Raw genomic sequence first — 25,239 nt, 5'->3', positions numbered from 1 at the left:
CGGCGGAACATTGCTGTACGTACATGCGCACACATCCTGGCGTGAGGAGTGTGTAGCAGGGCCGGAGGGACTTGAACCCCCAACCGCTGGTTTTGGAGACCAGTGCTCTACCAATTGAGCTACGACCCTTTGTGGTTCTCCCCCAACGTACCGCATCCGAGCGAGTGCACGGTGTGCACCTGACGGGCGCGGCCGGTGAAGGCCAACGAGGACAGAGCATACGTGGTCCGAGAGCTGTCGTCGAACAGAAAGCGTCCGTAGGGATGTTGTCCGTCGAAGATCGACCGTTTCCGGCCGCGGAGGCGGGCGGTTGTTCCGTCGCTGCTCAGTCTGTGAAACCCGCGTGCCCGGCGCGTTTCCGGTCTGGAACGATGGGGCCCATGAGCGCTGCAACCCCTCCCACCGAGCGCCGGGTCTCCGCGCGCATCGGCGCGATCTCCGAGTCCGCCACCCTCGCCGTGGACGCCAAGGCCAAGGCCCTCAAGGCCGCAGGGCGTCCGGTGATCGGCTTCGGCGCCGGCGAGCCCGACTTCCCGACTCCCGACTACATCGTCGAGGCGGCCGTCGAGGCCTGCAAGAACCCGAAGTACCACCGGTACACGCCGGCCGGCGGTCTGCCCGAGCTGAAGGCCGCGATCGCCGCGAAGACCCTGCGCGACTCCGGTTACGAGGTCGACCCGTCGCAGGTCCTCGTGACCAACGGCGGCAAGCAGGCCATCTACGAGGCCTTCGCCGCGATCCTCGACCCGGGCGACGAGGTCATCGTCCCGGCGCCGTACTGGACGACGTACCCGGAGTCGATCCGTCTGGCCGGCGGTGTCCCGGTCGAGGTCGTCGCCGACGAGACCACGGGCTACCGGGTCTCCGTCGAGCAGCTGGAGGCGGCCCGCACGGAGAACACGAAGGTGCTCCTCTTCGTCTCCCCCTCCAACCCGACCGGCGCGGTCTACACGCGCGCGCAGATCGAGGAGATCGGCCGCTGGGCCGCCGAGAAGGGCCTGTGGGTCCTGACCGACGAGATCTACGAGCACCTGGTCTACGGCGACGCGGAGTTCCACTCCCTGCCGGTGGTCGTACCCGAGCTGGCCGACAGGACCATCGTGGTCAACGGTGTCGCGAAGACGTACGCGATGACGGGCTGGCGCGTGGGCTGGGTCATCGGCCCCAAGGACGTCGTGAAGGCCGCGACCAACCTCCAGTCGCACGCGACCTCGAACGTCTCCAACGTGGCCCAGGTCGCCGCGCTCGCCGCCGTGTCGGGCGACCTGTCCGCCGTCGACGAGATGAAGGAGGCCTTCGACCGGCGCCGCAGGACGATCGTGCGGATGCTCAACGAGATCGACGGCGTCCTGTGCCCGGAGCCCGAGGGCGCGTTCTACGCCTACCCCTCGGTGAAGGCTCTGGTCGGCAAGGAGATCCGGGGCAAGCGCCCGCAGGACACGGTCGAGCTGGCCGCGCTGATCCTGGAGGAGGCCGAGGTGGCGGTCGTCCCCGGCGAGGCCTTCGGCACCCCCGGCTATCTGCGTCTGTCGTACGCCCTCGGTGACGAGGATCTCGTCGAGGGCGTCTCGCGCCTCCAGAAGCTGCTGGCGGAGGCCCGGGACTGACGTCGGTCTCAGGGGCCTCCACATACGAACGTTCGTATGTGGAGGCCCCTTGTCGTTTGTGCGAGCAAGACCACGTTCGAGGATTCCGCTACCGGGACGGCACGGGCGTGCGGCAGGATCGGGCGATGGAGCGTGTACGTGATCTCTCTGAACTGCCCAAGGCCCATCTGCATCTGCACTTCACCGGGTCGATGCGGCCCATGACCGTGCTGGAGCTGGCCGACAAGTACGGGGTGCGGCTGCCCGAGGCGCTCGCCGAGGCGCTGACCAGCGGGGAGCCGCCGAAGCTGCGTGCGACGGACGAGCGGGGGTGGTTCCGGTTCCAGCGGCTGTACGACGCGGCGCGCTCGTGCGTCAGGGGGCCCGAGGACATCCAGCGGCTGGTGCGGGAGGCCGCGGAGGAGGACGTGCGGGACGGCTCGGGCTGGCTGGAGATCCAGGTGGACCCCACGTCGTACGCGCCCCGGCTGGGCGGACTGATCCCGGCGCTGGAGGTCATCCTGGACGCCGTGGACACGACCGTGCGGGACACCGGGCTCGGGATGCGGGTGGTGGTGGCCGCGAACCGGATGAAGCACCCGCTGGACGCGCGCACGCTGGCCCGGCTGGCGGTGCGGTACGCCGACCGGGGCGTGGTGGGCTTCGGGCTCTCCAACGACGAACGCCGGGGCATGGCGCGGGACTTCGACCGGGCCTTCGCGATCGCCCGGGAGGGGGGCCTGCTGTCGGCGCCGCACGGCGGCGAGCTGACCGGCCCCGCGTCGGTGCGTGACTGCCTGGACGATCTGCACGCCTCGCGCATCGGGCACGGGGTACGCGCGGCGGAGGACCCGCGGCTGCTGAAGCGCCTCGCGGACCGGGGCGTGACGTGCGAGGTCTGCCCCGCCTCGAACGTGGCGCTCGGCGTCTACGAGAAACCCCAGGACGTCCCCCTGCGCACTCTGTTCGAGGCGGGTGTGCCGATGGCGCTCGGCGCCGACGACCCGCTGCTGTTCGGCTCCCGCCTCGCTGCCCAGTACGAGATCGCCCGGCACCACCACGGCTTCACCGACGCGGAACTGGCGGAGCTGGCCCGGCAGTCGATCCGGGCGTCGGCGGCGCCGGAGGACGAGCGGGCGAAGCTGCTGTCCGGGGTGGACGACTGGCTCGCCGGCCCGGCCCGCTAGCGGCTCCGGTCAGAGGCTGACGCCGACCGTCACCGGCTCGTTGACCAGGGTGATGCCGAAGGCGTCCCGGACTCCGGTCACGACCTCGCGGGCCAGCGCGAGCAGGTCCTCGGTGGTGGCCGCGCCCCGGTTGGTGAGGGCGAGGGTGTGCTTGGAGGAGATCCGGGCGGGGCCGGTGCCGTACCCCTTGGTGAAGCCCGCCTTGTCGATCAGCCAGGCGGCGGAGGTCTTGGTGTGCCCGTCGCCGGCGGCGTACGCGGGCGGGGTGACGTCGTCCCCGAGCCGCTCCCGCACGCGCGCGTGGAACGCGGCGAACTCCTCGTCGGTGAGGATCGGGTTGGTGAAGAACGACCCGGCGGACCAGGTGTCGTGGTCCTCGGGGTCGAGGACCATGCCCTTCCCGGCACGCAGCTTCAGCACGGTCTCGCGGGCCCGCGCGAGGGGCACCCGGTCGCCGGGCTCGACACCGAGCGAGCGGGCCGTCTCCGCGTACTTGACCGGCCCCGAGAGACCGCCCGCGTCCTCCAGTTCGAACCGGACGCGCAGGACGACGTACCGCTCGGGCTCGTCCTTGAAGCGGCTGTGGCGGTACGAGAAGGCGCACTCGGCGGCCGGGACGGTGACCGTCTCGCGGGTGCGGCGGTCGTAGGCGACGACCTCGGTGATGGTGGAGGCGACCTCCTGGCCGTACGCCCCGACGTTCTGGATCGGTGTGGCGCCGGCGGAGCCGGGGATCCCGGCCAGGCACTCGATGCCGGCCAGCCCGGCCTCGACGACGCGGGCGACCGCGTCGGTCCACACCTCGCCGGCGGCCAGTTCCAGCCGCGTCGCGTCGAGCGTGTAGCCCTTCGTGGCGATGACCAGCGCGGTGCCGGGGAAGCCCTGGTCCCCGACGACCAGGTTGGAGCCGCCCCCGATGAGCAGCAGCGGCGTACCGGTGTCGTCGGCCTCGCGGACCGTGGCGATCACCTCGTCGTCGGTGGTCGCGGTGATCAGCCGTCGCGCGGGCCCACCCAGCCGGAAGGTGGTCAGCGGGGCGAGGGGGGCGTCGTGGAGTTCCTGCACGGGCTCAAGAGTACGAGACCCCCGCACCCGGGAGGGGCGGGGGACCGTGCCGGTGCGGCGGGGCCGCACGGGCCGTCAGGCCAGTCGTACGACCGCTCGGGACATGCCGAGGACCTTCTGGCCGGCGCTCATGGCCGTGAGGTCGACGCGGACCGTGTTGTCGTCGAGCTTGGCGCCGATCTTGGCGCTGACCTCGATGGTGGCGCCCTCGTCGTCGTCGGGGACGACGACGGGCTTGGTGAAGCGGACGCCGTACTCGACGACCGCGCCCGGGTCGCCGGTCCAGTCGGTGACGACGCGGATCGCCTCGGCCATGGTGAACATGCCGTGCGCGATGACGTCCGGGAGGCCCACCTCCTTGGCGAACCGCTCGTTCCAGTGGATCGGGTTGAAGTCGCCGGAGGCGCCCGCGTACTGGACGAGGGTGGCTCGGGTCACACCGAAGGTCTGCGCGGGCAGTTCGGTGCCGACCTCGACGTCGTCGTAGGAGATCTTCGCGGTCATCGGGTCCTCACGCCTCCTCGGCCGCGCGGGCCACGAGCTTGGTCCAGGCGGTCACGACGTGTTCGCCGGACTCGTCGTGGACCTCGCCGCGGATGTCCAGGATGTCGTTGCCCGCCAGGGACTTGATCGCCTCGATGGTCGAGGTGACCGTGAGCCGGTCACCGGCGCGCACCGGGCGCCGGTGGGCGAACTTCTGGTCGCCGTGCACCACCCGGCTGTAGTCGAGGCCCAGCTGGGGGTCCTGGACGACCTGTCCGGCCGCCTTGAAGGTGATCGAGAACACGAAGGTCGGCGGGGCGATCACATCGGCGTACCCGAGCGCCTTGGCGGCCTCCGGGTCGGTGTAGACGGGGTTGGTGTCCCCCACGGCCTCCGCGAACTCGCGGATCTTCTCCCGGCCGACCTCGTAGGGGTCGGTGGGCGGGTAGGAACGCCCCACGAAGGACTGGTCGAGCGCCATCGGCTCGGCACCTCCTGGTTGCTCGGCGGATATGGCGGTACGGCCGTACGGATACGGCGGTACCGATACGGCGGTACTGACCGGTACGGGTGGTGCAACGACGCGAGGCCGCCCCCGATCTCTCGGGGACGGCCTCGTGTACGAGCCTGATTTATCGCGTTTCGCGGTGCGCGGTGTGCGCATTGCAACGCGGGCAGTGCTTCTTCATCTCCAGTCGGTCCGGGTTGTTACGCCGGTTCTTCTTGGTGATGTAGTTCCGCTCCTTGCACTCCACGCAGGCCAGCGTGATCTTCGGGCGGACGTCGGTGGCAGCCACGTGAGTGCTCCTTGACGAACGGATGGGACAGGGTTGAACGCATAAAAGAGTAGCCGATCGAAGGACCGACCCCGCAATCGGCTACCGTCAGTAGCGGTGACCGGACTTGAACCGGTGACACAGCGATTATGAGCCGCTTGCTCTACCGACTGAGCTACACCGCTGTGATGCGATCGGTTCCCGCCTCGCGGCGGGAACCTTTCACACCAGAGCCCCAATACGGAATCGAACCGTAGACCTTCTCCTTACCATGGAGACGCTCTACCGACTGAGCTATTGGGGCGAGCGATGAAGACATTACACGCCCCACCGCCGATCGCCCAAATCCGTTTCCGCGCCCGCGTCCATGGGCCGTCCACCGGTCGCGCGGGGATCTTGCGGGAGCCGTCCGGCGCTCGCCCGGAGCCCGCGTCCATGCCGTTTCCCCAGGCCACGTGAGCCCCGTACGCCCCTTCGCCACCGGCCTCCCCGGCGTCCCCCCGGCAGCCGCACCACACCGGTACGACTATTGCGCTCCTCCGCGACGGGGCGGGGCGGCCCGCCTAGGCTCGTCTCACTCTGCGTGATCTTGTGTCCCCTGCTGTTCCTCCCCATGTGCGTCACCGCGCAGCCGTCGTCGAGCCACCGGGAGAGTGCGATGCCCGACAGCCAGCCGCAGCCGTCCCACTCCTCCTCCGGCCCGCCGTCCGGCCCGGACGAGGCAGGCGCCCTGCTGCTGTGCGGGGCGCGGCTGACCGACGGCCGTGTGGTGGACGTACGGCTGGGCGGCGGGCGCATCGAGGCGGTCGGCACGGCCGGCAGCCTGGGCGCGGGGCCCGCCGCGTCCGGGGCGCCCGCCACCCGGGTGGATCTCGGCGGCCATCTGCTCCTGCCGGCCCCCGCGGAGCCGCACGCCCACGGCGACACGGCCCTGTCGGCCGACTTCGAGGGCCCGGTCCCCTACGACGGCCAGGACGTCCAGCGGCGGGCCACGGAGGCCGCGCTGCTGCAGCTCGGGCACGGCGCCACGGTGGTGCGCTCGCACGTGCACGTGGGCGACGTCCAGGGTCTGGAGGCGCTGGCGGCGGTGCTCCGGGCGGGGCAGACGCTGCGCGGGCTCGCCGAGCTGACGACGGTGGCGATGCCCCGGGTGCTGACCGGGGTGGCCGGCGCGGACGGGCTCGCGATCCTGCGGGACGCGGTGAAGATGGGCGCCTCGGTGGTCGGCGGCTGTCCGGATCTGGACCCCGATCCCACCGGGTACGTGGAGGCGGTCCTGGAGATCGCCTCCGAGCACGGCTGCCCGGTCGACCTGCACACCGACGGCGACGACCCGGCCCGCCTCGCCCGGCTCGCGGCCATGGCGGGCGGTCTGCGGCCCGGCGTCACCCTGGGCCCGTGCGGCGGGCTCGCCCGGCTTCCCGGCCAGGCCGCCGCCCGCGCCGCCGACCAGCTCGCGGCGGCCGGTGTGACCGTCGTCTGCCTTCCGCAGGGCGGCTGCGGCACCGTGGACGGCCGGGACACCGCTCCCGTACGGCTCCTGCGGGCGGCCGGGGTGCGGGTCGCGGCGGGCAGCGGGGCACTGCGGGACGTGTCGAACCCCGTCGGGCGCGGGGACCCCCTGGAGGCCGCGTTCCTGCTCGCCTCCCGGTACGGGCTGCGGCCGGCGGAGGCGTACGACGCCGTCAGCGGGGCGGCACGCGCCGGGCTCGGTCTGCCCGAGGTGCGGGTCGAGGCCGGTTTTCCCGCCGAACTGCTCGCCGTGCGGGGCGCCCGGCTCTCGGGTGTGCTGTCGCTCGCGTACAGCCGCATCGTCGTGCACCGGGGGCGCGTGGTGGCGCGGACCAGCGCGGTACGGGAGTACTGCGGCTCGGTGACGGGCGCGGCGGTGGATCTGCCTCGGCAGGGGCGGGGCGAGCCGTCCTGAGGGTGTGCGTGGCCGCGCCGGGGCATGCGGGTGGGCGGCGGGCGCGAGCCCGGCGGTGCGATGCCCGACCGGACGGACGCCCGCCCCGCCGCCGGTGTGATCAGACGCCGAACAGACCGCCGCCGATCGGGTCGCTGAACTCGTCGGACGGGATCTCGGCGGCACCCTTGGGCGCGCTGACGTCACCGGCCTTGCCGAAGGTGAGGACCAGGGAGGCCTTGGCGCCCTCGGGGTCGTCGGCGAGGGCGGCGAGGTCGGTCTCGATCCGGGTCAGGTCACCGTTCTTGAGGGTGAAATCGACCGCGACGTTCTTGTCCGGGGCGTCCTTCATGTCCTTGGCCGTGGGGAGTTCGGCTCCCGGCGGCAACTCGCCCTCCAGCGGCTGGAGCTTGTCGACGATGCCGGTGAGCAGGTCGCGGAAGTTGGCCTTGGCGGTGACGACCTCGGTGCCGTCCTTGCCGTCCTTGGTCTTGAAACCGACCTCGCGGGCGACGACACCGCGGACGGCGTCGAGGATCTTCTTCTGGGTCCTGGCGTCGATCTCGTCGGAGTCCTTGGAGCCACCGGCTCCCTCCTCCCCGGCGGCGTCCTGCAGCTCGGCGGTGTTCACCTTCACCCAGTCGCCCTCCAGGGCGGGCCGCAAGTGCTGCTCGCTCTCCGGGAGTTCGTCGGCCGTCGGGAAGGGGATGCCCATCGCGTCGCCCATGGCCTTCATGTCGGCGCGGTAGTACGTGTAGTCGCCGACGACCCGGTACTCGACGAGCACGCCGTCGTCACCGGAGATCTTCATGCCCACCCCGGTGATGTCCTTCTCACCGGACTCGGCCAGCGCCTTCTTCGACTTGACCGACACGTCGACGCGCAGCCCGGTGAAGAACTCCGCCATCTCCGGCGGCACTTCCTCGCTGTCCTCGCCCATCAGCGCGGTGAGGTCGTCCGGGTCGGCGTCGAGCCGCATGCCGAAGGCCAGCGACTTCTGCTCGCCCAGCCGTTCGACGGCGCCGTCGACCTTCTGGCCCGCGGTGAGGTTCTCGACGGTTCCGCACGCGGCCACCGTGACGAGCACGGCCGCGGCGCAGCCGACGCCGGTGCAGGCGCGGCGTACGGCGTTCTTGTGGCGTGTGGCAATACGCATGGCGGTGATGTCTTCCCCCCGTGGTTCCGGCGTCCGCCGACACGGCGAACATGTGTGAGACACCTGGGACGGCGGGATGGTTGCGCGGCAAACGCGTCCGTTCGGGCGTACGGTCGGAGGCATGCGCATTGTCATCGCCGGAGGTCATGGTCAGATCGCGCTGCGGCTGGAGCGACTGCTCGCCGCGCGCGGTCACGAGGTCGCGGGGATCATCCGCCGCGCCGAGCAGGAGGACGATCTGCGCGCGGCCGGTGCCGAACCCGTGCTGTGCGATCTGGAGTCGGCGTCGGTCGAGGAGGTCGCCGCCCATCTGCGGGGCGCGGACGCCGCCGTGTTCGCGGCGGGCGCCGGGCCGGGCAGCGGGGCGGGCCGCAAGGACACGGTCGACCGCGCGGCCGCGGTCCTGTTCGCCGATGCCTCGGTGCGCGCGGGCGTGCGCCGCCACCTCGTCGTCTCGTCCATGGGCGCGGACCCGGCGCACGAGGGCGACGAGATCTTCGACGTCTACCAGCGGGCCAAGGGAGAGGCCGACGCGTACGTGCGCGGGCTGGAGGCGTTGGACTGGACGATCCTGCGCCCCGGCATGCTGACCGACGACGCCGGCACCGGCCTCGTCCGCCTGGAGGCGACCACCGGCCGCGGCCCGATCCCCCGCGACGACGTGGCCGCCACCCTCGCCGAACTCCTGGAAACCCCCGCGACCGCCGGTCTGACCCTGGAACTCGTCAGCGGCTCGGCGCCCGTGGCCGTGGCCGTGAAGTCGGTGGCGGGCAACTGAGGCACCGACAGGGACGTGCCCGGTTTCAGAACAGCGGTAGCTGACCGGGGAATTCGGGTACGACGAAGCCGTCGAGCGCGGGCTGGGCCGCCCCGATCCAGGCCGGCCTGCGCGACCCGGGGCACGACACCAGCTCCCCGCTCGCTCCGGGCGGATCGTGCCGCGCGAACCGCCCCGCCACGACGGCGATCTCACGACGGCACTCGGGGCAGTTCCTGCGACGCGATGACATGCGTGTCAGTGTGCCTCGCCGCACCGACACACGAAGAAGCCCTCCGACACACGAAGAAGCCCCTCCGAACTGCTCTCACAGTCCGGAGGGGCTTCCCTCCACGTGGCGGCGCCAGGATTCGAACCTGGGTAGGCTAAGCCGACGGATTTACAGTCCGTTCCCATTGGCCACTCGGGCACACCGCCTGGGATGCTGCCCTTCGAACCGCTTTTCGGCGGTGCTCTGTGGCAACGACGTAAACGATACCTGATGCCCGGGGGTGCTCCGCCACCTGATTGATCAGTACTCGCGGTGGCCGGGGTGGCTAGGCTTGTCGCCCCCCGATACCCCGATTTCAAGGAGCCACAGGACATGGCCGACTCCAGTTTCGACATCGTCTCGAAGGTCGAGCGGCAGGAGGTCGACAACGCCCTCAACCAGACCGCCAAGGAGATCTCGCAGCGCTACGACTTCAAGGGCGTCGGCGCCTCGATCTCGTGGTCCGGCGAGAAGATCCTGATGGAGGCGAACTCCGAGGACCGGGTCAAGGCCGTCCTCGACGTCTTCCAGTCCAAGCTGATCAAGCGCGGGATCTCCCTGAAGTCGCTGGACGCGGGCGAGCCCCAGCTGTCCGGCAAGGAGTACAAGCTCTTCGCGTCGATCGAGGAGGGCATCTCCCAGGAGAACGCCAAGAAGGTGGCGAAGATCATTCGCGATGAGGGCCCCAAGGGCGTCAAGGCCCAGGTCCAGGGCGACGAGCTGCGCGTCAGCTCCAAGAGCCGGGACGACCTGCAGGCCGTGATCACCCTCCTCAAGGGCCAGGACTTCGACTTCGCGGTGCAGTTCGTCAACTACCGGTGATCGTCCGCACGCGAACCCGGGCCGGTCCCGGGTTCGCGTGCGACGGGCGCGCTCAGCGGCGGGAGTGGCCGAACAGGATGCGGTAGGCGATCAGCAGGACGAGGGAACCGCCGATCGCGGCCGCCCAGGTGGCGCCGTCGTAGAAGTTCTCGGAGATCGGGCGGTCCAGCCAGCGGGCGGAGATCCAGCCGCCGATGAAAGCACCCGCGACGCCGATGAGGGTCGTGCCGATGAAGCCGCCCGGGTCGCGGCCCGGCAGCAGGAGTTTGGCGATGGCGCCGGCCAACAGCCCCAGAACGATCCAGCCGATGATGCTCATGCCGTGAACCTGCCCTTTCGTGCCGTCCCACTGCTCTGATCGTGCTGTGTTTCCCCCCACGGGGACCAGGCACCGTGTCGTCCTGTCCCGTTGTCCTGGAGGACGCCCCTTCGCCATCCGGTGGTTGCGGTGATCAGTAGGGTGCGGCACATGACACAGGCCGGATCGGGCGCCGAACTGCGCCGCACGCTCGGGGTGGGGGACGCGGTGGTCGTCGGCCTCGGGTCGATGGTCGGCGCGGGGATCTTCGCCGCGCTGGGCCCGGCCGCGGGCGCGGCCGGGTCGGGGCTGCTGCTCGGGCTCGCGCTCGCCGCCGTGGTGGCGTACTGCAACGCGATGTCGTCGGCGCGGCTGGCGGCCCGGTACCCGGCGTCCGGCGGCACGTACGTGTACGGGCGGGAGCGGCTCGGCGCCTTCTGGGGGTATCTGGCCGGCTGGTCGTTCGTCGTCGGCAAGACGGCCTCGTGCGCGGCGATGGCGCTCACCGTGGGGGCGTACGTGTGGCCGGGGCAGGCGCACGCCGTGGCGGTGGCGGCCGTGGTCGCGCTGACGGCGGTGAACTACGGCGGGGTGCAGAAGTCGGCCTGGCTGACGCGGGTGATCGTGGCGGTGGTGCTGGCGGTCCTCGCCGCCGTGGTGGTCGTGTGCCTGGGGTCCGGCGAGGCGGACGCCGGGCGGCTGGGCGGCGGCGCCTCGGGGGGCGTGGGCGGGGTGCTGCAGGCGGCCGGGCTGTTGTTCTTCGCGTTCGCCGGGTACGCCCGGATCGCGACCCTCGGCGAGGAGGTGCGGGACCCGGCGCGCACCATCCCGCGTGCGATCCCGCTCGCGCTCGGCATCGCGCTGGTCGTGTACGCGGCCGTCGCCGTGGCGGTTCTCGCGGTGCTGGGCTCCGGTGGGCTGGGGCGGGCAGCGGCTCCGCTGGCCGAGGCGGTGCGGGCGGCCGGGGTGCCGGGGCTGGTGCCCGTGGTGCGGGCGGGAGCCGCCGTGGCCGCGCTCGGATCGCTGCTCGCGCTCATCCTGGGCGTCTCCCGCACCACCCTCGCCATGGCCCGTGACCGGCATCTGCCGGGCGCCCTGGCCGCCGTGCACCCGCGCTTCCAGGTACCGCACCGGGCGGAACTGGCCGTGGGCGCCGTGGTCGCCGTGCTGGCCGCCACGGTCGACGTGCGGGGCGCGATCGGGTTCTCCTCCTTCGGTGTCCTCGCGTACTACGCGGTCGCCAACGCGTCCGCCTGGACACTGAGTTCCGCGCCCCTCTCGCGCGTGGTGCCGGTGATCGGGCTCGTGGGGTGCGCCGTCCTGGCGTTCGCGCTGCCCGCGTCGTCGGTGGGCACGGGCGCCGCCGTCCTGGGTGTGGGGGCGGCGGCCTACGGCGTACGGCGGTGGTGGGCGGGGCGGAGCGGTTAGCGCGCCCGTGTGCCTGCCGGCTAGAAGCGCTGCTGGGCGAAGGGCTCGTCGGAGCGGACGATCTCGCGGCCCAGGGGCATCAGTGAGACCGGGACGAGCTTGAAGTTGGCGATGCCGAAGGGGATGCCGATGATCGTGACGCAGAGCACGAGGCCCGTGACGATGTGCGTCAGCGCCAGCCACCAGCCCGCCAGGAGCAGCCACAGGATGTTGCCAAGGCAGGAGGGCGCGCCCGCGTCACGGCGCTCGACGGCGCTGTACCCGAAGGGCCACAGGGCGTAGATCCCGATGCGGAACGACGCGATCCCGAACGGGATGCCGATGATCGTGATGCACAGAAGCAAGCCTGCGAACAGATAGCCGACGAAGAGCCAGAATCCGCTGAGTATCAGCCAGATGATGTTCAGGATGGTCTTCACTGGGGGCGACCTGCCATCTTCTCGAGTCGGGCGATGCGTTCCGCCATCGGCGGATGTGTCGAGAACATCTTGGAGAATCCCTGGCCCGGCCGGAAGGGGTTCGCGATCATCATGTGGCTCGCGGTCTCGATCCGGGGCTCCGGGGGCAGCGGCAGTTGCTTGGTGCCTGTTTCCAGTTTGCGAAGGGCGCTGGCGAGGGCAAGTGGATCACCGGTGAGGTGGGCGCCGGAGGCGTCGGCCTCGTACTCCCGGGATCGGCTGATGGCGAGCTGGATGAGGGCCGCGGCGAGCGGGCCCAGGATCATGATCAGCAGCATGCCGAGGAGGCCGGGGCCGTCGTCGTCGTCCGAGCGGCCGATGGGGATCAGCCAGGCGAAGTTCACCAGGAACATGATCACGGAGGCGAGGGCGCCGGCGACCGACGAGATGAGGATGTCCCGGTTGTACACATGACTCAGCTCGTGGCCGATGACGCCGCGCAGCTCGCGCTCGTCGAGCAGGCGCAGGATGCCGTCGGTGCAGCACACCGCCGCGTTGCGCGGGTTCCGGCCGGTCGCGAAGGCGTTCGGGGCGTCAGTCGGGGAGATGTACAGGCGCGGCATGGGCTGCCGGGCCTGCATGGAGAGTTCACGGACCATGCGGTACAGCGCCGGGGCCTCGAACTCGCTGACCGGGCGGGCGCGCATCGCGCGTAGAGCCAGCTTGTCGCTGTTCCAGTACGCGTACGCGTTCGTGCCGAGGGCGACGACGACCGCGATGATCAGGCCCGTACGGCCGAAGAGGCTTCCGATGACGATGATGAGTGCGGACAGTCCCCCGAGGAGTACGGCGGTCCTGAGCCCGTTGTGCCGGCGGTGCACGGTACGCCCTCCAAGTCGTGCGGCAGGGGAACCCTTTGCTTGCTGTCGCTGTTGACTCCACCTCTCAGTGGACCCTCCCGTACTGGTCAACGCCAGGCGGAAGGCACTAGTTCCCTTGTGCGCGCGGCCCGGCCGCTGGGCCGTCCGGGTGGGCGGTCCGGTCAGAAGAGACCGATGCCGGCGAAGCGCAGGACGAGCTGGGGCGCGCCGGACAGCGCGATGCCGACGATTCCGGTGAGGGCGAGGGCGGCGGTCAGGGGCGCCGGGACGCGGTGCGGGAGGGGTTCACCGGCCGTCGCGCCCTCGGTCTCGTCCGCGCGCGTGCGGAACAGCAGCGCCGTCCACCGGAGGTAGTAGAAGAGGGCGATCACCACGTTGACGGCCATCACGACGGCGAGCCAGCCGAGGCCCGCGTCGACGGCCGCCGAGAAGACGGTGACCTTGGCGAACAGGCCGATGACGCCCGGCGGCAGTCCCGCGAGGCAGAGCAGGAAGAAGGCCAGGAGCAGGGCGGTGAGGGGGCGGGACGCGTAGAGGCCCCGGTAGTCGCTGACGCGGTTCAGGGTCTTCGTACGGCCGACCAGGGCGGCCACGGCGAAGGCGCCCAGGTTCACCACCGCGTACATCAGGGCGTACGCGACCGTCGAGCCGACGGCCTTCTGCGCGTCGTCGGTGCCGTCCGCGTACGCGGCCGCCGCGATCGGGACGAGGAGGTAGCCGGCCTGGCCGACGGAGGACCAGGCGAGCAGCCGGACCGCGCTGTACGCGCGCGTGGAGCGCTGTCCGAGCGCGCCGAGGTTGCCGACGGTCATGGTGAGGGCGGCCAGGGCGACGAGGGCGGGGCCCCAGACGTCGGCGTACGACGGGAGGGCGACGACCGTGATCAGGATGAGCCCGGAGAAGCCGACCGCCTTGCCGACGACGGACAGGTAGGCCGCCACCGGCAGGGGGGCGCCGACGTAGGTGTCGGGGACCCAGAAGTGGAAGGGGACCGCGGCGGTCTTGAAGGCGAAGCCGATGAGGGTGAGGACGACGCCGGCCTGGGTGATGGTGTGCAGCTGGGCGTCGACGTTCTGGATGCGGTCGGCGATCTCCGTGAGGTACAGGGTGCCGGTCGTGGCGTAGACGAAGCTGATGCCGAGCAGGCTGACGGCGGTGGCGGTGACGGACGACAGGAAGAACTTCAGGGCGGCCTCGGAGGAACGCCTGTCGCCGAGCCGGATGCCGACGAGCGCGAAGGCGGGCAGCGAGGCGACCTCCAGGGCGACGACGAGCGTGGCGAGGTCGCGGGAGGCGGGCAGGAGCGCGGCGCCCGCGGCGGACGACAGCAGCAGGAACCAGAACTCCCCGGCGGGCAGGGCCTTCTTGTCGTCGTTCAGGGCCGTCAGCGACAGCAGGGCGGTGAGGAGCGCGCCGCCGAGCACGAGGAACTGGACGACGAGGGTGAAGCGGTCCGCGGTGTAGCTGCAGACGTCCGGGGCGCCGGTCAGACAGAAGGTGGCGCGGTCACCGTCCAGGAGCGGCAGCAGGGCCAGCAGCGAGGCCGTGAGGCCCGCGACCGAGGTCCAGCCGAGCGCCGCCTTCCTGGTGTCGCCCACGAACAGGTCGGCGACGAGTACGGCGAGGCCGACGACCGCGGCGATCGTGGGCGGCGCGATCGCGAGCCAGTCGACGGACTGGACGACGGACTCGGCCAGGGTCTGGACCTGGGCCTGGACCGGCGGCTGGGCCAAGGGGCTCAACGGGTGCCTCCTGCGAGGAGCTGCTGTACGGCCGGGTCGGTCAGACCGAGGAGGGCCGCGGGCCAGAGGCCGGCGAGGACGGTGAGGGCGACGAGCGGGGTCCAGGCCGCGAACTCGTACGTCTGTACGTCCGCGAGCCGCGGCCCGTCCTGCGGGTCCTGCGGCACGGCGCCCATGCAGACCCGGCGGACCACGATCAGTAGGTACGCGGCGGTGAGGAGCGTGCCGAACGCGGCGATCGTCATGAAGGTGAGGAAGGCCGGGCGGCTGAGGCCATCTGCGGGCTCGAACGCGCCGAACAGCGCCAGCATCTCGCCCCAGAACCCGGCGAGTCCGGGCAGTCCGAGGGAGGCGACGGCGGCGAAGGCGAGCAGGCCGCCGAGGCGCGGGGCCCTGCCGTAGAGGGCGGCGCCGGTCTCCCGCGCGAGGGTGTCGAGGTCGGTGGTGCCGGTGCGGTCCTTGAGGGCGCCGACCAGGAAGAACAGCAGGCCGGTGATGAGGCCGTGGGCGATGTTGGCGAACAGCGCGCCGTTCACGCCGGTCGGGGTCATCGTGGCGATGCCGAGGAGCACGAAGCCCATGTGGCCGACGGAGGAGTACGCGATGAGGCGCTTGAGGTCGCCCTTCGCGCCCTGCCTGGCGAGGGCGAGGCAGGCGAGCGAGCCGTAGATGATGCCGACGACCGCGAAGGCGGCGAGGTAGGGCGCGAAGGTGCGGAACCCGTCCGGGGTGATGGGCAGCAGGATGCGTACGAACCCGTACGTGCCCATCTTCAGCAGGACGCCGGCCAGGAGGACCGAGCCGACCGTCGGGGCGGCGGTGTGGGCGTCCGGCAGCCAGCTGTGCAGCGGCCACATCGGGGTCTTGACGGCGAGCCCGATCCCGATGGACAAAGCGGCGACGACCTGCACGGATGTGGTCAGTTCGGGGTGATTGTCAGTGGTGAGTGCCAGTATGTCGAAGGTGCCCGCCCTGAGTCCGATCAGGAGCAGGCCCAGCAGCATGACCACGGAACCGAGCAGGGTGTAGAGGATGAACTTCCAAGCGGCTCGGGTGCGTTGCTCACCGCCCCAGCGGGCGATGAGGAAGTACATCGGGATGAGCACCATCTCGAACGCGAGGAAGAACAGCAGCAGGTCGAGGACGGCGAAGGTCGCGAGGGTGCCGGACTCCAGGACGAGCACCAGTGCGACGAAGGCCTTCGGGGAGGGGCCCGCGGGCATCTTGAAGTAGGAGTAGAGCGCGCAGAGGAAGGTCAGCAGCGCGGTCAGGACCAGAAGGGGGAGGGAGATGCCGTCGATGCCGAGGTGGATGCGCACGTCGAGTGCCGGGATCCAGCTGATGTCCGTACTGGCCTGCATCTTCGACGGCTGGTCGTGGTCGAAGCCGAGCGCGAGGACGATCGCGGCGATGAGGACCGCGCCGGTCACCACGATCCCGTGGCGGAGCACGGCCTGCTCGGGCGACTTCCCCTTCAGCCCGGGTGGGGCCGGCAGGAGAGCGGCGGCGGCACCGATGAGCGGGCCGACGACGATCAACGCCAGAAGGACCTGCATCACGGACTCGTTGATATCGATCACGCCTGCTCACGCTCCCGTGGCGACGACGAGGGCGGCGACCACCAGGACGACGGTGCCGGCGAGCAGCGCGCTCACATAGGTCTGGATGTTGCCGGTCTGCGCCCGGCGTACGGCCGTGCCCAGCAGGCGGGGCAGGGCGCCCGCGCCGTTGACGTAGGTGTCGACGACCTCGCGGTCGAGGAACCGGACGAGACGAGCGCCGGCCTGGACCGGGCGGACGAAGAGAACCGCGTAGACGGCGTCGAGGTGGAAGCCGGCGGCGGCGTGGCGGTGCAGCGGGCCGAGCAGGCGGCGGCCCGGGTCCGCCGGGTCGGGCGCCGAGGCCACGTCCCCGTAGGCCGGGGTGTGGCCGGCGATGGCCTCCGCCTCGACCGTGCCGGCGTCCGCGTCCGGATGGGCCGCGACGGCGCCCAGGGGGACGCGGGCGGCCTCGGCCCTGGTGGAGCGCCAGGCCGCGTATGTCACCAGGGCGCCGATCAGGGCGGCGCCCGTGCCGAGGACGGACGTGGTCAGGGTGGGGGCCAGGCCGTCGCCGTCGAACCAGTCGGGGAGCCTGCCGTAGGCGAGCCCGCCGAGGGCGAGGGAGGGGACGGCGAGCACCCACAGCACGACGGTCATCGTGCGGGGCTGCCGGCCGTGGTCGGGGGCCTCGGTGCCCTTGCCGTGGAAGGCGAGCAGCCACAGACGGGTCGCGTACGCGGCGGTGAGCAGGGCCGTGGCGACACCGGCGACCAGGACCGTCCAGCCGGCGGCGCCGGGGACGGGCTGGGTGTGGCCGCCGGCGGCGTGCTCGGCGGCTCCGAGGACGGACTCCTTGGAGAAGAAGCCGCTGAAGGGCGGGATCGCGGCGAGGGCGAGCAGCGCCACGGTCATCGTCCAGAAGGCGTCGGGGACCCGGGCGGGCAGGTGGCTCATGCGGGACATGGCGGCCAGGGAGTTGGTGCCGGCGGCGTGGATGATCACGCCGGCCGCGAGGAACAGCAGCGCCTTGAAGGCGCCGTGGGAGATGAGGTGGAAGACGGCGGCACCCCGGTCGCCGACGGCGAGGGCGCCGGTCATGTAGCCGAGCTGGCCCATCGTCGAGTAGGCGAGGACGCGCTTGATGTCGTCCTGGGCGAGCGCGGCGAGGGCCGAGCCGGTCATGGTCACCGCGGCCATGACGGCGAGGACGACCAGAGCCGCCGAGGAGGCGGCGAAGACCGGCAGGAGGCGGGCGACGAAGTAGACACCGGCGGCGACCATCGTCGCGGCGTGGATCAGCGCGGAGACGGGCGTCGGGCCCGCCATCGCGTCGGGGAGCCAGGTGTGCAGCGGGAACTGGGCCGACTTGCCCGCGACACCGGCGAGGAGCAGGAGGGCGATCAGCGTCGGGTGGTCGAGGCCGTCTTCGGTGACGGTGGCCAGGATCCGGGTGATGCGGAAGGAGCCGGCGTCGGTGGCGAGGGCGAACAGACCGATCAGGAAGGGGACGTCGCCGAGCTTGGTGACCAGGAAGGCCTTGAGGGAGGCGGCGCGGGCCTCCGGGGTCTCCCAGTAGTGGCCGACCAGGAAGTACGAGCAGATGCCCATGATCTCCCAGCCGACCAGGAGCACCATCAGGTCTCCGGAGTAGACGACGAGGAGCATGGCGGAGGTGAAGAGGGAGACGAGAGCGGCGTAGGAGGGGTAGCGCGGGTCGTCGCGGAGATAGCCCGTCGAGTAGATCTGCACACAGGTCGCGACCAGGCCCACCAGGACGGCGACCAGGGCGGCGAAGCCGTCGATGTACAGGGCGAGTTCGACGGGGACCGAGCCGGTGGGGGTGAGCTGGGTGGCCGCGTCGACCGGGGCGTCGCCGCCCTGGCGTACGGCGACCAGCACGGCGAGGGCGAAGGCCGTGAGGGTGGGCAGGACGGCGAGGGGGCGGACGAAGCCGGGGGCGGTGCGGCCGAGGAGGAGGCCGGTCGCGGCGCCGAGGAACGGGAGGAGGGGGACGAGGACGGCGAGAGTGGTCGTGGTCACGGGGTGGCCTCAGCCTTCTCGCTCCGCTCGGGGCCGCCGGGCTGACCGGGTCGGCGTGGTTCCCGGGCGGGGTCGTCGGGGTCGTCGGGGTCGTCGGAGTCCGTGGGGGGCTCGGCGGTGTCGCGGAGTCTGTCGATGTCGGCGGTGCCCCGGTTGCGGTGGACGGCGAGGACGATCGCCAGGCCGATGCCGATCTCGGCGGCGGCGATGGTGATCGTGAAGAGGGTCAGGGCCTGGCCGGAGTGCAGGGTCTCCTCGGCAGCCTTGCTCAGCCAGACGTCGAAGGCGACGAGGTTGAGGTTGACGGCGTTGAGCATCAGCTCGACGGACATCAGGACGAGGATCGCGTTGCGGCGGGCGAGGACGCCGTAGAGGCCCGTGCAGAAGAGGAGGGCGGAGAGTACGGCGGGGTAGGCGAGGTGCATCAGCGGACGCCTCCGTCGCCGGTGGGGGTGCCCTTGCCGGTGGGGGTGCCAGTGCCCTTGCCGGTGCCGCTGCGGGTGCCGTCGGCGGTGCGGGGGCGAGGGGTGCGGGCCGGGGTCGGGGGGTCCTGCTTCGCCTTGCGGGAGAGGACGATCGCGCCGACCAGGGCGGCGAGCAGGAGGACGGAGAGGGCCTCGAAGGGGAGGACCCAGTGCTGGAAGAGGCTCTCGCCGGTGGCCTCGGTGGAGCCGGCGGCGGGGCCGTCGAGGTCGATCCAGATGGTGCGGAAGGCGTCGACGACGACCCAGACGAGGGCGGCGGCCGAGGCGAGGGCCACGGTGAGGGCGGCCCAGCGGTTGCCGGAGTCGGCGTCCGGGGAGCGGCCGATGGGGGCCTTGGTGAGCATCAGACCGAAAAGGAGGAGGACGACGACGGAACCGACGTAGATGAGGACCTGCACCCAGGCGATGAACTCGGCGGTGAGCAGGAGGTACTCGACGGCGAGCCCGCCGAGGGCCACCACCAGCCACAGGGCGGCGTGCACGAGCTGCCGGGTGGTGACGGTGACGATCGCGGCGCCGAAGGTGACCAGACCCACGAGGAGGAAGGCGATCTCGACCCCGGTCGGGGAGAGGAAGCCGCGGGTCTCGACGGCGGCCAGGGTGGTGGAGGCCAGGGCGGGGTGCGTCGTGGTGACGGCGGCGGCTGAGGCGAGGCTCACGCGTCTCCCCCTGCGGTCGGCGATTCGGGGTTCTCGGTCCTTGCGGCCCGGCCCGTCTCGGTGGCCTGGGCGGTGGCCAGCTTTTCGGCGGTCTTGCGGGCTGCGGCCAGTTCCTTGGGTTCCTCGGCCGAGGGGTCGAGGGGCGGTGGCGAGGGGACGGTCCACATCCACTCGCGGAGCTTGTCGCGCTCGTGGGTGAGTTCGTGGATGTCGGTCTCGGCGTACTCGAACTCCGGGGACCAGAAGAGGGCGTCGAAGGGGCAGACCTCGATGCAGATACCGCAGTACATGCAGAGGGAGAAGTCGATGGCGAAGCGGTCGAGGACGTTGCGGCTGCGTTCGCGGCCGCCGGGGGCGGCGGGCGGGACCGTCTCCTTGTGGGAGTCGATGTAGATGCACCAGTCCGGGCACTCTCGGGCGCACAGCATGCAGACCGTGCAGTTCTCCTCGAAGAGCCCGATGACGCCGCGGGTGCGGGGCGGGAGTTCGGGCTGGACGTCCGGGTACTGCTCGGTGACGGTCTTCCTCGTCATCGTGCGCAGGGTGACGGCCAGGCCCTTCGCGAGGCCACTACCGGGAATGGGGGCCATGGCTACCGGATCACCACCTTGACGACGCCGGTGAGGGCGATCTGGGCGAGGGAGAGGGGGACGAGAAGGGTCCAGGAGAGCTTCTGGAGCTGGTCCTCGCGCAGCCGGGGGTAGGTCACGCGGAGCCAGATGACGACGAAGGCGAGGACGGCGGCCTTCAGGAGGGTCCAGACCCAGCCGAGGCCGTCGGCACCCCAGGGGCCGTGCCAGCCGCCGAGGAAGAGGACGGTGGTCAGGCCGCACAGGACGACGATGCCGGCGTACTCGGCGAGGAGGAACAGGGCGAAGCGGAGGCCGGTGTACTCGGTGTAGGCGCCGAAGATGATCTCCGAGTCGGCGACGGGCATGTCGAAGGGCGGGCGCTGGAGTTCGGCGAGACCGGCGACGAAGAAGACGATCGCGCCGACGATCTGCCAGGGGAGCCACCACCACTCGAAGGCGTCGAGGATGCCGACGAGGGAGACCGTGCCGGCCGCCATCGCCACGGAGGCGGCGGTGAGCAGCATCGGGAGTTCGTACGCGAGGAGCTGGGCGGCGGTGCGGAGGCCGCCGAGGAGGGAGAACTTGTTGGCGGACGCCCAGCCGGCCATGAGGGAGCCGAGGACTCCGACGCCCATCACCGCGAGGACGAAGAAGACACCGGCGTCGATGACCTCGCCGACGGCGCCCTCGCCGGGGCCGATCGGGATGGCGAGGAGGACGAGGAGGTACGGGAGGAGGGCCACGGCGGGGGCGAGCTGGAAGACGCGGCGGTCGGCGCCGGCCGGGACGATGTCTTCCTTCTGGGCGAACTTGACGCCGTCCGCGACGAGTTGGGCCCAGCCGTGGAAGCCGCCGGCGTACATGGGGCCGAGGCGGCCCTGCATGTGGGCCATCACCTTGTGTTCGGTCTGGCCGATGATCAGGGGGAAGGTGAGGAAGACGACGAAGACGACGAGGAGTCGCAGGGCGACGTCCAGAGCGTCATTCACTGCGAGCCTCCCGGGGGGCGTTCGGGGTCAGGGGTGTCGCGGGGGGTGACTTCGGTGGGGGTGCCGTTGTCCGCGGGTGCGTCGTCATCCGCGGGTGCGTCGTCATCCGCGGGTGCGTCGTCGTCCGGGGGTGTGCCGGGCGACTCGGGTTGCTGCGGCTCGGGGTGCGGGGTGGGCTCGGGCTGCGAGGTGGGCTCAGGGTGCGGGGTGGGCTCGGGCTGCGAGGTGGACTCGGATTCGCGCTCGGGCTTGGGCTCCGGCTCCGACTTCGGCTTCGGCTCGTCGAAAGCCGGGCGGGCGTGGTGCCAAGGGGCGTCCGTGCTGCGGGAGGCGGGCCGGGTGGGGCCCGGCTGCGGCGAGGGCTCGGCGGTGCCGGGTGTGTCGTCCGGGGTCGCGTCGCGCTGACTCGCCGAGCCTCCTGACGAGCTGCGGGCGCGGCGCGGTCCGGCGGGGGACGTCGGCTTGGCGGGGGCGGTCGCGGGGTCGGAGGGGCGCTGCTGATCGGAGGCGGCCCGGCTCTCAGGTGTGGCCGGCTCCGGCGAGGCGGGCCGGCTCTGTGGCTGGGTGCGCTGCGTGGCAGAGCCCTCGCTCACGCTCCGGGCGCGGCGCGGGGCCGTGGGACTACCGCTCGCGTCCGGCGCCGGACCGGCGGGCGTGTGGTCGGTGGGCGTGTGGTCGGTGGGCGTCTGGCCGGTGGGCGTTTGGCTCGCCGAACTCTCCGCTGCCGTGCGGGCGCGGCGCGGCGTCGTGGCGCCGGCGCCCGCGTCCGGTGCCGGACCGGGAGTCGGCTGGTCGGCTGCGGCCTCGGCCGCGGTGCGGGTGCGGCGGGGCGGGCGGTCGCCGGCTGCTCGCGGGGCCGCGCCTCGGGTCGGGCGGGTCGGGGCCGGGGGGAGTTGGCCCTTGAGGGGGCCCCATTCGTTGGGGTCGGGCACGCCCGGGGGAAGCATCTGGCGGCGCTTGGGGCCGCCGTGTGCCGCGCCCGCCGCAGGCTCCCCGGGCTCCTTGGCCCCGGGCCAGGCCTTGGCCACGCGGGCGGCGAGGACGAAGTCTTTGCGGAGGGGGTGGCCCTCGAAGTTCTCCGGGAGGAGGAGGTGGTCCAGGGCGGGGTGGCCCTCGAAGCGGACGCCGAACATTTCGTGGGTCTCGCGTTCGTGCCAGGCCGCGCCGGCGTAGACGTCGACGGCGGTCGGCAGGACCGGGGACTCGTGGGGGACCGTCGTGCGCAGGAGCAAGCGGCGGACCGGGGCCAGGGCCACCACGTGCGCCGCCACGCGGAAGCCCGTGCCCGGTTCGTCGACCGCGCTCAGCCAGTCGAAATAGGTGCAGCCCAGGGTGGTGCGGGCCGTGCGCAGCGCCTCGGTCCAGGATGCGGGCGGGACGTCCACGGTGAGGACGCTGTACGACTCCTCGGCCGTGGCCTCCGGGCCGAAGAGTTCCTCGGCGGGGGCGGGCAGCCAGCCGGTCACTTGTCTCCCACTTCCACTCCGGTGGCGCCGCCGGGAGCCGCTTCGGTATCGGTCGCGGCGGCGGGCGGCTTCACCAGGCCGCTCTGCAGGGCCGCCGGGGAGGGGCGGGACCCCGCCGCCGGGCTGGTCGTCGTGCCGGGGCCGCCGCCGTGGCCGTACCGCTCCCCCAGGGACTCCCGGGCGATCTTCTCCTGGAGTTTCAGGATGCCCTGGAGCAGGGCCTCGGGGCGGGGCGGGCAGCCGGGGACGTAGACGTCGACGGGGATGATCTGGTCGACGCCCTTGGTGACGGAGTAGGAGTCCCAGTAGGGGCCGCCGCAGTTGCTGCACGCGCCGAAGGAGATGACGTACTTCGGCTCCGGCATCTGCTCGTACAGGCGCTTCACCGCCGGGGCCATCTTGTCCGTGACCGTGCCCGAGACCACCATCAGGTCGGCCTGGCGCGGGCCCGGCGCGAACGGGATCACGCCGAGACGGATGAAGTCGTGGCGGGCCATGGAGGCGGCGATGAACTCGATCGCGCAGCAGGCGAGGCCGAAGTTGAAGACCCAGAGGGAGTAGCGGCGGCCCCAGTTGAGGATCACCTTCATCGGCTCCGGGGCGAGACGGGCGAGGGCGCCCAGCCGCTTCGGCTCCGGGAGGAGGACGGGCCCCGGCGTGTCCGGCGGCTCCGACGGGTTCGGCTGCGGCGGGTTCGGCTGCGGCGGACGCGTTTGCTGGGGATGCGTGTGCCGCGCGTTCGTTTCCGGGGTCACGTCCATGTCAGGACCCCCTTCTTGTATGCGTAGAGCAGGCCCACGGCGAGGAAACCGAGGAAGACGAACATCTCGACGAGGGTCGTCGCGCCGTAGCCGGGGTCCGCGAACACCGTCGCCCAGGGGAAGAGGAAGATCGAATCGATGGCGAAGATGACGTAGAGGAAGGCGTAGACGTAGTAACGGACCTGGGTGTGGGCCCAGCCCTCGCCGACGGGGTCGACGCCGCACTCGTACGTCAGAAGCTTCTCCCGGGTGGGCACGTCCGGCCGCAGCAGGCGTCCCGCGCCGAAGGCGACGGCGACGAAGAGCACGCCCACGGCGGCGAGCAGCCCGACCACCGAGTAGGACTGGAAGTAGTCCGCCGCTACGGCGACGGTCGGCTGCGCCGTTACGGCGACGGTCGGTTCCGGCACGTCCGTCCCTCGCTCCCCTGGCCAGGCGATTCGTACGTACGTGATGCGGACGCCGTACGTACTTCGCTGTTCGACGATCTGTACGCACGGGAGTCTAGGCCCTGCTAAAGAGACCGTAAGCAGCCCATCACAGGTCGGCACTCCCGAGTGCGGTCCGGCCCGGGTGGGACAGGGCGGTGCGCGGCGAAAGGAGAGAGGGCGACATGGGCAGGACGGGGTGGGGTGGGGTTTTCCCCAGGGCGGCCGGGGCGGTCCGCCTCATGGCGCGGGGTCCGCGCGGGCGGGCAGGGTGGTGGGCATGACCGCATCCCCATCCTCCGGCTCCGGGCGGCCGTACGGTCGTCCGCTGCCCTCCAGTCAGACGCCGTCCGAGCCGCTGCCGCCGGCGCAGTTCGCCTTCGGGGCGCAGACGTGGCGGGAGATCGCGCATCTGCTGGCGAACCTGCCGTTCGCGCTGCTCGGGTTCGTGTACGTGACGACGGTGCTGTTCACCAGTGCCTTCCTGACGTTGACCGTGATCGGTTTTCCGCTGCTGGCCGCCGCGTTGATGGGGGCCCGGCAGCTGGGGAGGCTGGAGCGGATACGGGCGCGGGCGCTGCTGCGGGTGGGGGTGGACGAGCCGAGTCCGCTGCCGTTCCGTGGGAGCGGGCGGCGGGCGGACGAGGGGTTCTTCGCGCAGGTGTGGATGAGCGTGAAGGATCCCGTCGGCTGGCGTTCGATGCTGTACGAGCTGATCCGGATGCCGTGGGCCGTGACGACGTTCGTCATCACCCTCACGGGGTTGTTCGTGGCGTGGCCGGTGCTGCCGTACATCGTGCGGGGGCTGACGAACGTGGACCGGGTGATGGTGCGGTCGCTGCTGTCGCCGTCCGACGAGCTGGAGCGGCGGATCGCGGAGCTGGAGTCCGACCGGGGGGTCGTGGTCGACACGGCCGCGGCCGACATGCGGCGGATCGAGCGGGACCTGCACGACGGGGCGCAGGCGCGGCTGGTGAATCTGGCGATGGGGCTCGGGCTCGCCAAGGAAAAGCTGCTGGAGGACCCCGACGCGGCCGCCTCGATGGTGGAGGAGGCGCATGGTGAGGTGAAGCTGGCGTTGCAGGAGCTTCGGGATCTGGCGCGGGGGATTCATCCCGCGGTGCTGACGGACCGGGGGCTCGACGCGGCGCTGTCGTCGGTCGCCTCGCGGTGTGCCGCGCCGGTGAAGGTGAGCGTCGATCTGCCCGCGCGGCCTGCCGCCGCGATCGAGGGGATCGCGTACTTCACCGTGTCCGAGTTGCTGCAGAACATCAGTAAGCACAGTGGGGCGAGGGCTGCCTCGGTGGATGTGTGGCGGTCCGACGAACGGCTGCTGATCCAGGTGTGGGACGACGGGTGTGGGGGTGCGCGGCTTGATGGGGGCAGTGGGATCGCCGGGCTGGCGGAGCGGATCGACGCGGTTGACGGGGTGTTCGTGATCGAGTCGCCGGTGGGGGGGCCTACGACTGTGACGGCGGAGTTGCCTTGGCGTGGGCGGGGTGCCACCGGCGGTTAGCGGGGGTATGTGGTCGGGGATCGGGT

At 71.7% G+C, this 25,239-nt stretch carries 26 protein-coding genes and 4 tRNA genes; 7 read left to right on the top strand and 23 right to left on the bottom strand.

Annotated features, from left to right (window positions below; genetic code table 11):
* Positions 1-56 precede the first annotated feature (56 nt).
* Positions 57-129: transfer RNA gene (locus tag STRBO_RS0104515), tRNA-Trp, on the bottom strand.
* 251 nt (positions 130-380) lie between these two features.
* Between STRBO_RS0104515 and STRBO_RS0104510 the strand changes: the two genes are divergently transcribed.
* Positions 381-1,607: a pyridoxal phosphate-dependent aminotransferase gene (locus STRBO_RS0104510; protein ID WP_020113846.1), complete on the top strand. Its 1,227-nt coding sequence runs from the start codon at positions 381-383 to the stop codon at positions 1,605-1,607.
* A 125-nt stretch (positions 1,608-1,732) separates the two neighbouring features.
* Positions 1,733-2,773 (top strand): adenosine deaminase, encoded by a 1,041-nt coding sequence (locus STRBO_RS0104505; protein WP_020113845.1) that lies wholly within the window; start codon positions 1,733-1,735, stop codon positions 2,771-2,773.
* Between the two features lie 9 nt (positions 2,774-2,782).
* On the opposite strand, the gene STRBO_RS0104500 is transcribed toward STRBO_RS0104505, so the two are convergent.
* The 6 genes from STRBO_RS0104500 to STRBO_RS0104475 form a co-directional block, all read right to left on the bottom strand.
* Positions 2,783-3,838, bottom strand: a complete 1,056-nt coding sequence (locus tag STRBO_RS0104500; RefSeq protein ID WP_005481298.1) for a UDP-N-acetylmuramate dehydrogenase — start codon at positions 3,836-3,838, stop codon at positions 2,783-2,785.
* A gap of 75 nt (positions 3,839-3,913) precedes the next feature.
* Entirely contained in the window at positions 3,914-4,342 is a 429-nt protein-coding gene (locus STRBO_RS0104495) for a MaoC family dehydratase (protein ID WP_005481300.1), read from the bottom strand.
* 7 nt (positions 4,343-4,349) lie between these two features.
* Positions 4,350-4,802 carry a MaoC family dehydratase N-terminal domain-containing protein gene (locus STRBO_RS0104490; RefSeq protein WP_005481302.1) on the bottom strand — a complete coding sequence of 151 codons (453 nt, stop codon included), beginning with the start codon at positions 4,800-4,802 and terminating at the stop codon, positions 4,350-4,352.
* Between the two features lie 151 nt (positions 4,803-4,953).
* Positions 4,954-5,118 carry a 50S ribosomal protein L33 gene (rpmG, locus tag STRBO_RS0104485; protein WP_003948671.1) on the bottom strand — a complete coding sequence of 55 codons (165 nt, stop codon included), beginning with the start codon at positions 5,116-5,118 and terminating at the stop codon, positions 4,954-4,956.
* A 91-nt stretch (positions 5,119-5,209) separates the two neighbouring features.
* Positions 5,210-5,282 (bottom strand) — tRNA-Met (locus tag STRBO_RS0104480).
* Between the two features lie 46 nt (positions 5,283-5,328).
* Positions 5,329-5,401 (bottom strand) — tRNA-Thr (locus STRBO_RS0104475).
* Positions 5,402-5,755: 354 nt separating this feature from the next.
* Here STRBO_RS0104475 and STRBO_RS0104470 point away from each other — a divergent pair.
* Positions 5,756-7,024 carry an amidohydrolase family protein gene (locus STRBO_RS0104470; RefSeq protein ID WP_005481303.1) on the top strand — a complete coding sequence of 423 codons (1,269 nt, stop codon included), beginning with the start codon at positions 5,756-5,758 and terminating at the stop codon, positions 7,022-7,024.
* A 100-nt stretch (positions 7,025-7,124) separates the two neighbouring features.
* On the opposite strand, the gene STRBO_RS0104465 is transcribed toward STRBO_RS0104470, so the two are convergent.
* Positions 7,125-8,159, bottom strand: coding sequence for a hypothetical protein (locus tag STRBO_RS0104465; protein WP_005481304.1), 1,035 nt, complete (start codon positions 8,157-8,159; stop codon positions 7,125-7,127).
* Between the two features lie 121 nt (positions 8,160-8,280).
* On the opposite strand from STRBO_RS0104465, the gene STRBO_RS0104460 reads away from it, so the two are divergent.
* Positions 8,281-8,937 (top strand): SDR family oxidoreductase, encoded by a 657-nt coding sequence (locus STRBO_RS0104460; RefSeq protein WP_005481306.1) that lies wholly within the window; start codon positions 8,281-8,283, stop codon positions 8,935-8,937.
* A 25-nt stretch (positions 8,938-8,962) separates the two neighbouring features.
* Here the strand turns inward: STRBO_RS0104460 and STRBO_RS0104455 are convergent, their stop codons facing one another.
* Both STRBO_RS0104455 and STRBO_RS0104450 read right to left on the bottom strand, forming a co-directional pair.
* Positions 8,963-9,169 carry a hypothetical protein gene (locus STRBO_RS0104455; RefSeq protein ID WP_005481307.1) on the bottom strand — a complete coding sequence of 69 codons (207 nt, stop codon included), beginning with the start codon at positions 9,167-9,169 and terminating at the stop codon, positions 8,963-8,965.
* A gap of 103 nt (positions 9,170-9,272) precedes the next feature.
* A tRNA-Tyr gene (locus STRBO_RS0104450) sits at positions 9,273-9,354 on the bottom strand.
* 166 nt (positions 9,355-9,520) lie between these two features.
* Between STRBO_RS0104450 and STRBO_RS0104445 the strand changes: the two genes are divergently transcribed.
* Positions 9,521-10,009, top strand: a complete 489-nt coding sequence (locus tag STRBO_RS0104445; RefSeq protein WP_005481308.1) for a YajQ family cyclic di-GMP-binding protein — start codon at positions 9,521-9,523, stop codon at positions 10,007-10,009.
* Between the two features lie 52 nt (positions 10,010-10,061).
* Here the strand turns inward: STRBO_RS0104445 and STRBO_RS0104440 are convergent, their stop codons facing one another.
* Positions 10,062-10,328: a GlsB/YeaQ/YmgE family stress response membrane protein gene (locus tag STRBO_RS0104440; protein ID WP_020113843.1), complete on the bottom strand. Its 267-nt coding sequence runs from the start codon at positions 10,326-10,328 to the stop codon at positions 10,062-10,064.
* 150 nt (positions 10,329-10,478) lie between these two features.
* Here STRBO_RS0104440 and STRBO_RS0104435 point away from each other — a divergent pair, with 150 nt between their 5' ends.
* Positions 10,479-11,735 (top strand): APC family permease, encoded by a 1,257-nt coding sequence (locus STRBO_RS0104435; RefSeq protein ID WP_020113842.1) that lies wholly within the window; start codon positions 10,479-10,481, stop codon positions 11,733-11,735.
* Between the two features lie 20 nt (positions 11,736-11,755).
* On the opposite strand, the gene STRBO_RS0104430 is transcribed toward STRBO_RS0104435, so the two are convergent.
* From STRBO_RS0104430 to STRBO_RS44405, 12 genes are all read right to left on the bottom strand, one after another.
* Positions 11,756-12,154, bottom strand: coding sequence for a YccF domain-containing protein (locus STRBO_RS0104430; RefSeq protein ID WP_005481313.1), 399 nt, complete (start codon positions 12,152-12,154; stop codon positions 11,756-11,758).
* Positions 12,151-13,014 carry a zinc metalloprotease HtpX gene (htpX, locus tag STRBO_RS0104425; RefSeq protein ID WP_005481316.1) on the bottom strand — a complete coding sequence of 288 codons (864 nt, stop codon included), beginning with the start codon at positions 13,012-13,014 and terminating at the stop codon, positions 12,151-12,153. The genes STRBO_RS0104430 and htpX overlap by 4 nt, the downstream gene beginning before the upstream one ends.
* Before the next feature lie 161 nt (positions 13,015-13,175).
* On the bottom strand, positions 13,176-14,756 hold the full coding sequence (locus STRBO_RS0104420; protein ID WP_028796459.1) for an NADH-quinone oxidoreductase subunit N: 1,581 nt from the start codon (positions 14,754-14,756) through the stop codon (positions 13,176-13,178).
* Positions 14,753-16,336 carry a complex I subunit 4 family protein gene (locus STRBO_RS0104415; RefSeq protein WP_005481320.1) on the bottom strand — a complete coding sequence of 528 codons (1,584 nt, stop codon included), beginning with the start codon at positions 16,334-16,336 and terminating at the stop codon, positions 14,753-14,755. The genes STRBO_RS0104420 and STRBO_RS0104415 overlap by 4 nt, the downstream gene beginning before the upstream one ends.
* A 6-nt stretch (positions 16,337-16,342) precedes the next feature.
* Positions 16,343-18,337, bottom strand: coding sequence for an NADH-quinone oxidoreductase subunit 5 family protein (locus tag STRBO_RS0104410; RefSeq protein ID WP_005481321.1), 1,995 nt, complete (start codon positions 18,335-18,337; stop codon positions 16,343-16,345).
* Positions 18,334-18,762 carry an NADH-quinone oxidoreductase subunit NuoK gene (gene nuoK, locus STRBO_RS0104405; RefSeq protein ID WP_005481324.1) on the bottom strand — a complete coding sequence of 143 codons (429 nt, stop codon included), beginning with the start codon at positions 18,760-18,762 and terminating at the stop codon, positions 18,334-18,336. The genes STRBO_RS0104410 and nuoK overlap by 4 nt, the downstream gene beginning before the upstream one ends.
* Positions 18,762-19,481: an NADH-quinone oxidoreductase subunit J family protein gene (locus STRBO_RS0104400; RefSeq protein WP_005481325.1), complete on the bottom strand. Its 720-nt coding sequence runs from the start codon at positions 19,479-19,481 to the stop codon at positions 18,762-18,764. The genes nuoK and STRBO_RS0104400 overlap by 1 nt, the downstream gene beginning before the upstream one ends.
* Entirely contained in the window at positions 19,478-20,071 is a 594-nt protein-coding gene (locus STRBO_RS0104395) for a NuoI/complex I 23 kDa subunit family protein (protein ID WP_005481327.1), read from the bottom strand. The genes STRBO_RS0104400 and STRBO_RS0104395 overlap by 4 nt, the downstream gene beginning before the upstream one ends.
* Positions 20,072-20,073: 2 nt before the next feature.
* Positions 20,074-21,042, bottom strand: a complete 969-nt coding sequence (locus STRBO_RS0104390) for a complex I subunit 1/NuoH family protein (protein ID WP_005481328.1) — start codon at positions 21,040-21,042, stop codon at positions 20,074-20,076.
* Positions 21,039-22,508: an NADH-quinone oxidoreductase subunit C gene (locus STRBO_RS0104385; RefSeq protein WP_005481330.1), complete on the bottom strand. Its 1,470-nt coding sequence runs from the start codon at positions 22,506-22,508 to the stop codon at positions 21,039-21,041. Before STRBO_RS0104385 ends, STRBO_RS0104390 begins: the two co-directional genes overlap by 4 nt.
* Positions 22,505-23,269 (bottom strand): NADH-quinone oxidoreductase subunit B, encoded by a 765-nt coding sequence (locus STRBO_RS0104380; protein ID WP_020113841.1) that lies wholly within the window; start codon positions 23,267-23,269, stop codon positions 22,505-22,507. The genes STRBO_RS0104385 and STRBO_RS0104380 overlap by 4 nt, the downstream gene beginning before the upstream one ends.
* Positions 23,260-23,679, bottom strand: coding sequence for an NADH-quinone oxidoreductase subunit A (locus STRBO_RS44405; RefSeq protein WP_005481333.1), 420 nt, complete (start codon positions 23,677-23,679; stop codon positions 23,260-23,262). The genes STRBO_RS0104380 and STRBO_RS44405 overlap by 10 nt, the downstream gene beginning before the upstream one ends.
* Before the next feature lie 298 nt (positions 23,680-23,977).
* On the opposite strand from STRBO_RS44405, the gene STRBO_RS0104370 reads away from it, so the two are divergent.
* Entirely contained in the window at positions 23,978-25,213 is a 1,236-nt protein-coding gene (locus STRBO_RS0104370) for a sensor histidine kinase (RefSeq protein WP_020113840.1), read from the top strand.
* Positions 25,214-25,239: the final 26 nt, after the last annotated feature.

This window comes from Streptomyces bottropensis ATCC 25435, from assembly GCF_000383595.1.
GTDB classification, from domain to species: Bacteria; Actinomycetota; Actinomycetes; order Streptomycetales; family Streptomycetaceae; genus Streptomyces; species Streptomyces bottropensis.
The sequence above is the reverse complement of the archived record's forward strand: the minus strand, read 5'-3'. Positions and strand labels throughout refer to the sequence as shown.

What these genes read in the sequence shown, in the direction of transcription:
- STRBO_RS0104510 (WP_020113846.1), top strand. Translation starts at nt 381, where the DNA reads ATGAGCGCTGCAACCCCTCCCACCGAGCGCCGGGTCTCCGCGCGCATC.
- STRBO_RS0104505 (WP_020113845.1), top strand. Translation starts at nt 1,733, where the DNA reads ATGGAGCGTGTACGTGATCTCTCTGAACTGCCCAAGGCCCATCTGCAT.
- STRBO_RS0104495 (WP_005481300.1), bottom strand. Translation starts at nt 4,342, where the DNA reads ATGACCGCGAAGATCTCCTACGACGACGTCGAGGTCGGCACCGAACTG.
- STRBO_RS0104490 (WP_005481302.1), bottom strand. Translation starts at nt 4,802, where the DNA reads ATGGCGCTCGACCAGTCCTTCGTGGGGCGTTCCTACCCGCCCACCGAC.
- STRBO_RS0104470 (WP_005481303.1), top strand. Translation starts at nt 5,756, where the DNA reads ATGCCCGACAGCCAGCCGCAGCCGTCCCACTCCTCCTCCGGCCCGCCG.
- STRBO_RS0104465 (WP_005481304.1), bottom strand. Translation starts at nt 8,159, where the DNA reads ATGCGTATTGCCACACGCCACAAGAACGCCGTACGCCGCGCCTGCACC.
- STRBO_RS0104460 (WP_005481306.1), top strand. Translation starts at nt 8,281, where the DNA reads ATGCGCATTGTCATCGCCGGAGGTCATGGTCAGATCGCGCTGCGGCTG.
- STRBO_RS0104455 (WP_005481307.1), bottom strand. Translation starts at nt 9,169, where the DNA reads ATGTCATCGCGTCGCAGGAACTGCCCCGAGTGCCGTCGTGAGATCGCC.
- STRBO_RS0104445 (WP_005481308.1), top strand. Translation starts at nt 9,521, where the DNA reads ATGGCCGACTCCAGTTTCGACATCGTCTCGAAGGTCGAGCGGCAGGAG.
- STRBO_RS0104440 (WP_020113843.1), bottom strand. Translation starts at nt 10,328, where the DNA reads ATGAGCATCATCGGCTGGATCGTTCTGGGGCTGTTGGCCGGCGCCATC.
- STRBO_RS0104435 (WP_020113842.1), top strand. Translation starts at nt 10,479, where the DNA reads ATGACACAGGCCGGATCGGGCGCCGAACTGCGCCGCACGCTCGGGGTG.
- nuoK (WP_005481324.1), bottom strand. Translation starts at nt 18,762, where the DNA reads ATGCACCTCGCCTACCCCGCCGTACTCTCCGCCCTCCTCTTCTGCACG.
- STRBO_RS0104395 (WP_005481327.1), bottom strand. Translation starts at nt 20,071, where the DNA reads ATGGCCCCCATTCCCGGTAGTGGCCTCGCGAAGGGCCTGGCCGTCACC.
- STRBO_RS0104380 (WP_020113841.1), bottom strand. Translation starts at nt 23,269, where the DNA reads ATGGACGTGACCCCGGAAACGAACGCGCGGCACACGCATCCCCAGCAA.
- STRBO_RS0104370 (WP_020113840.1), top strand. Translation starts at nt 23,978, where the DNA reads ATGACCGCATCCCCATCCTCCGGCTCCGGGCGGCCGTACGGTCGTCCG.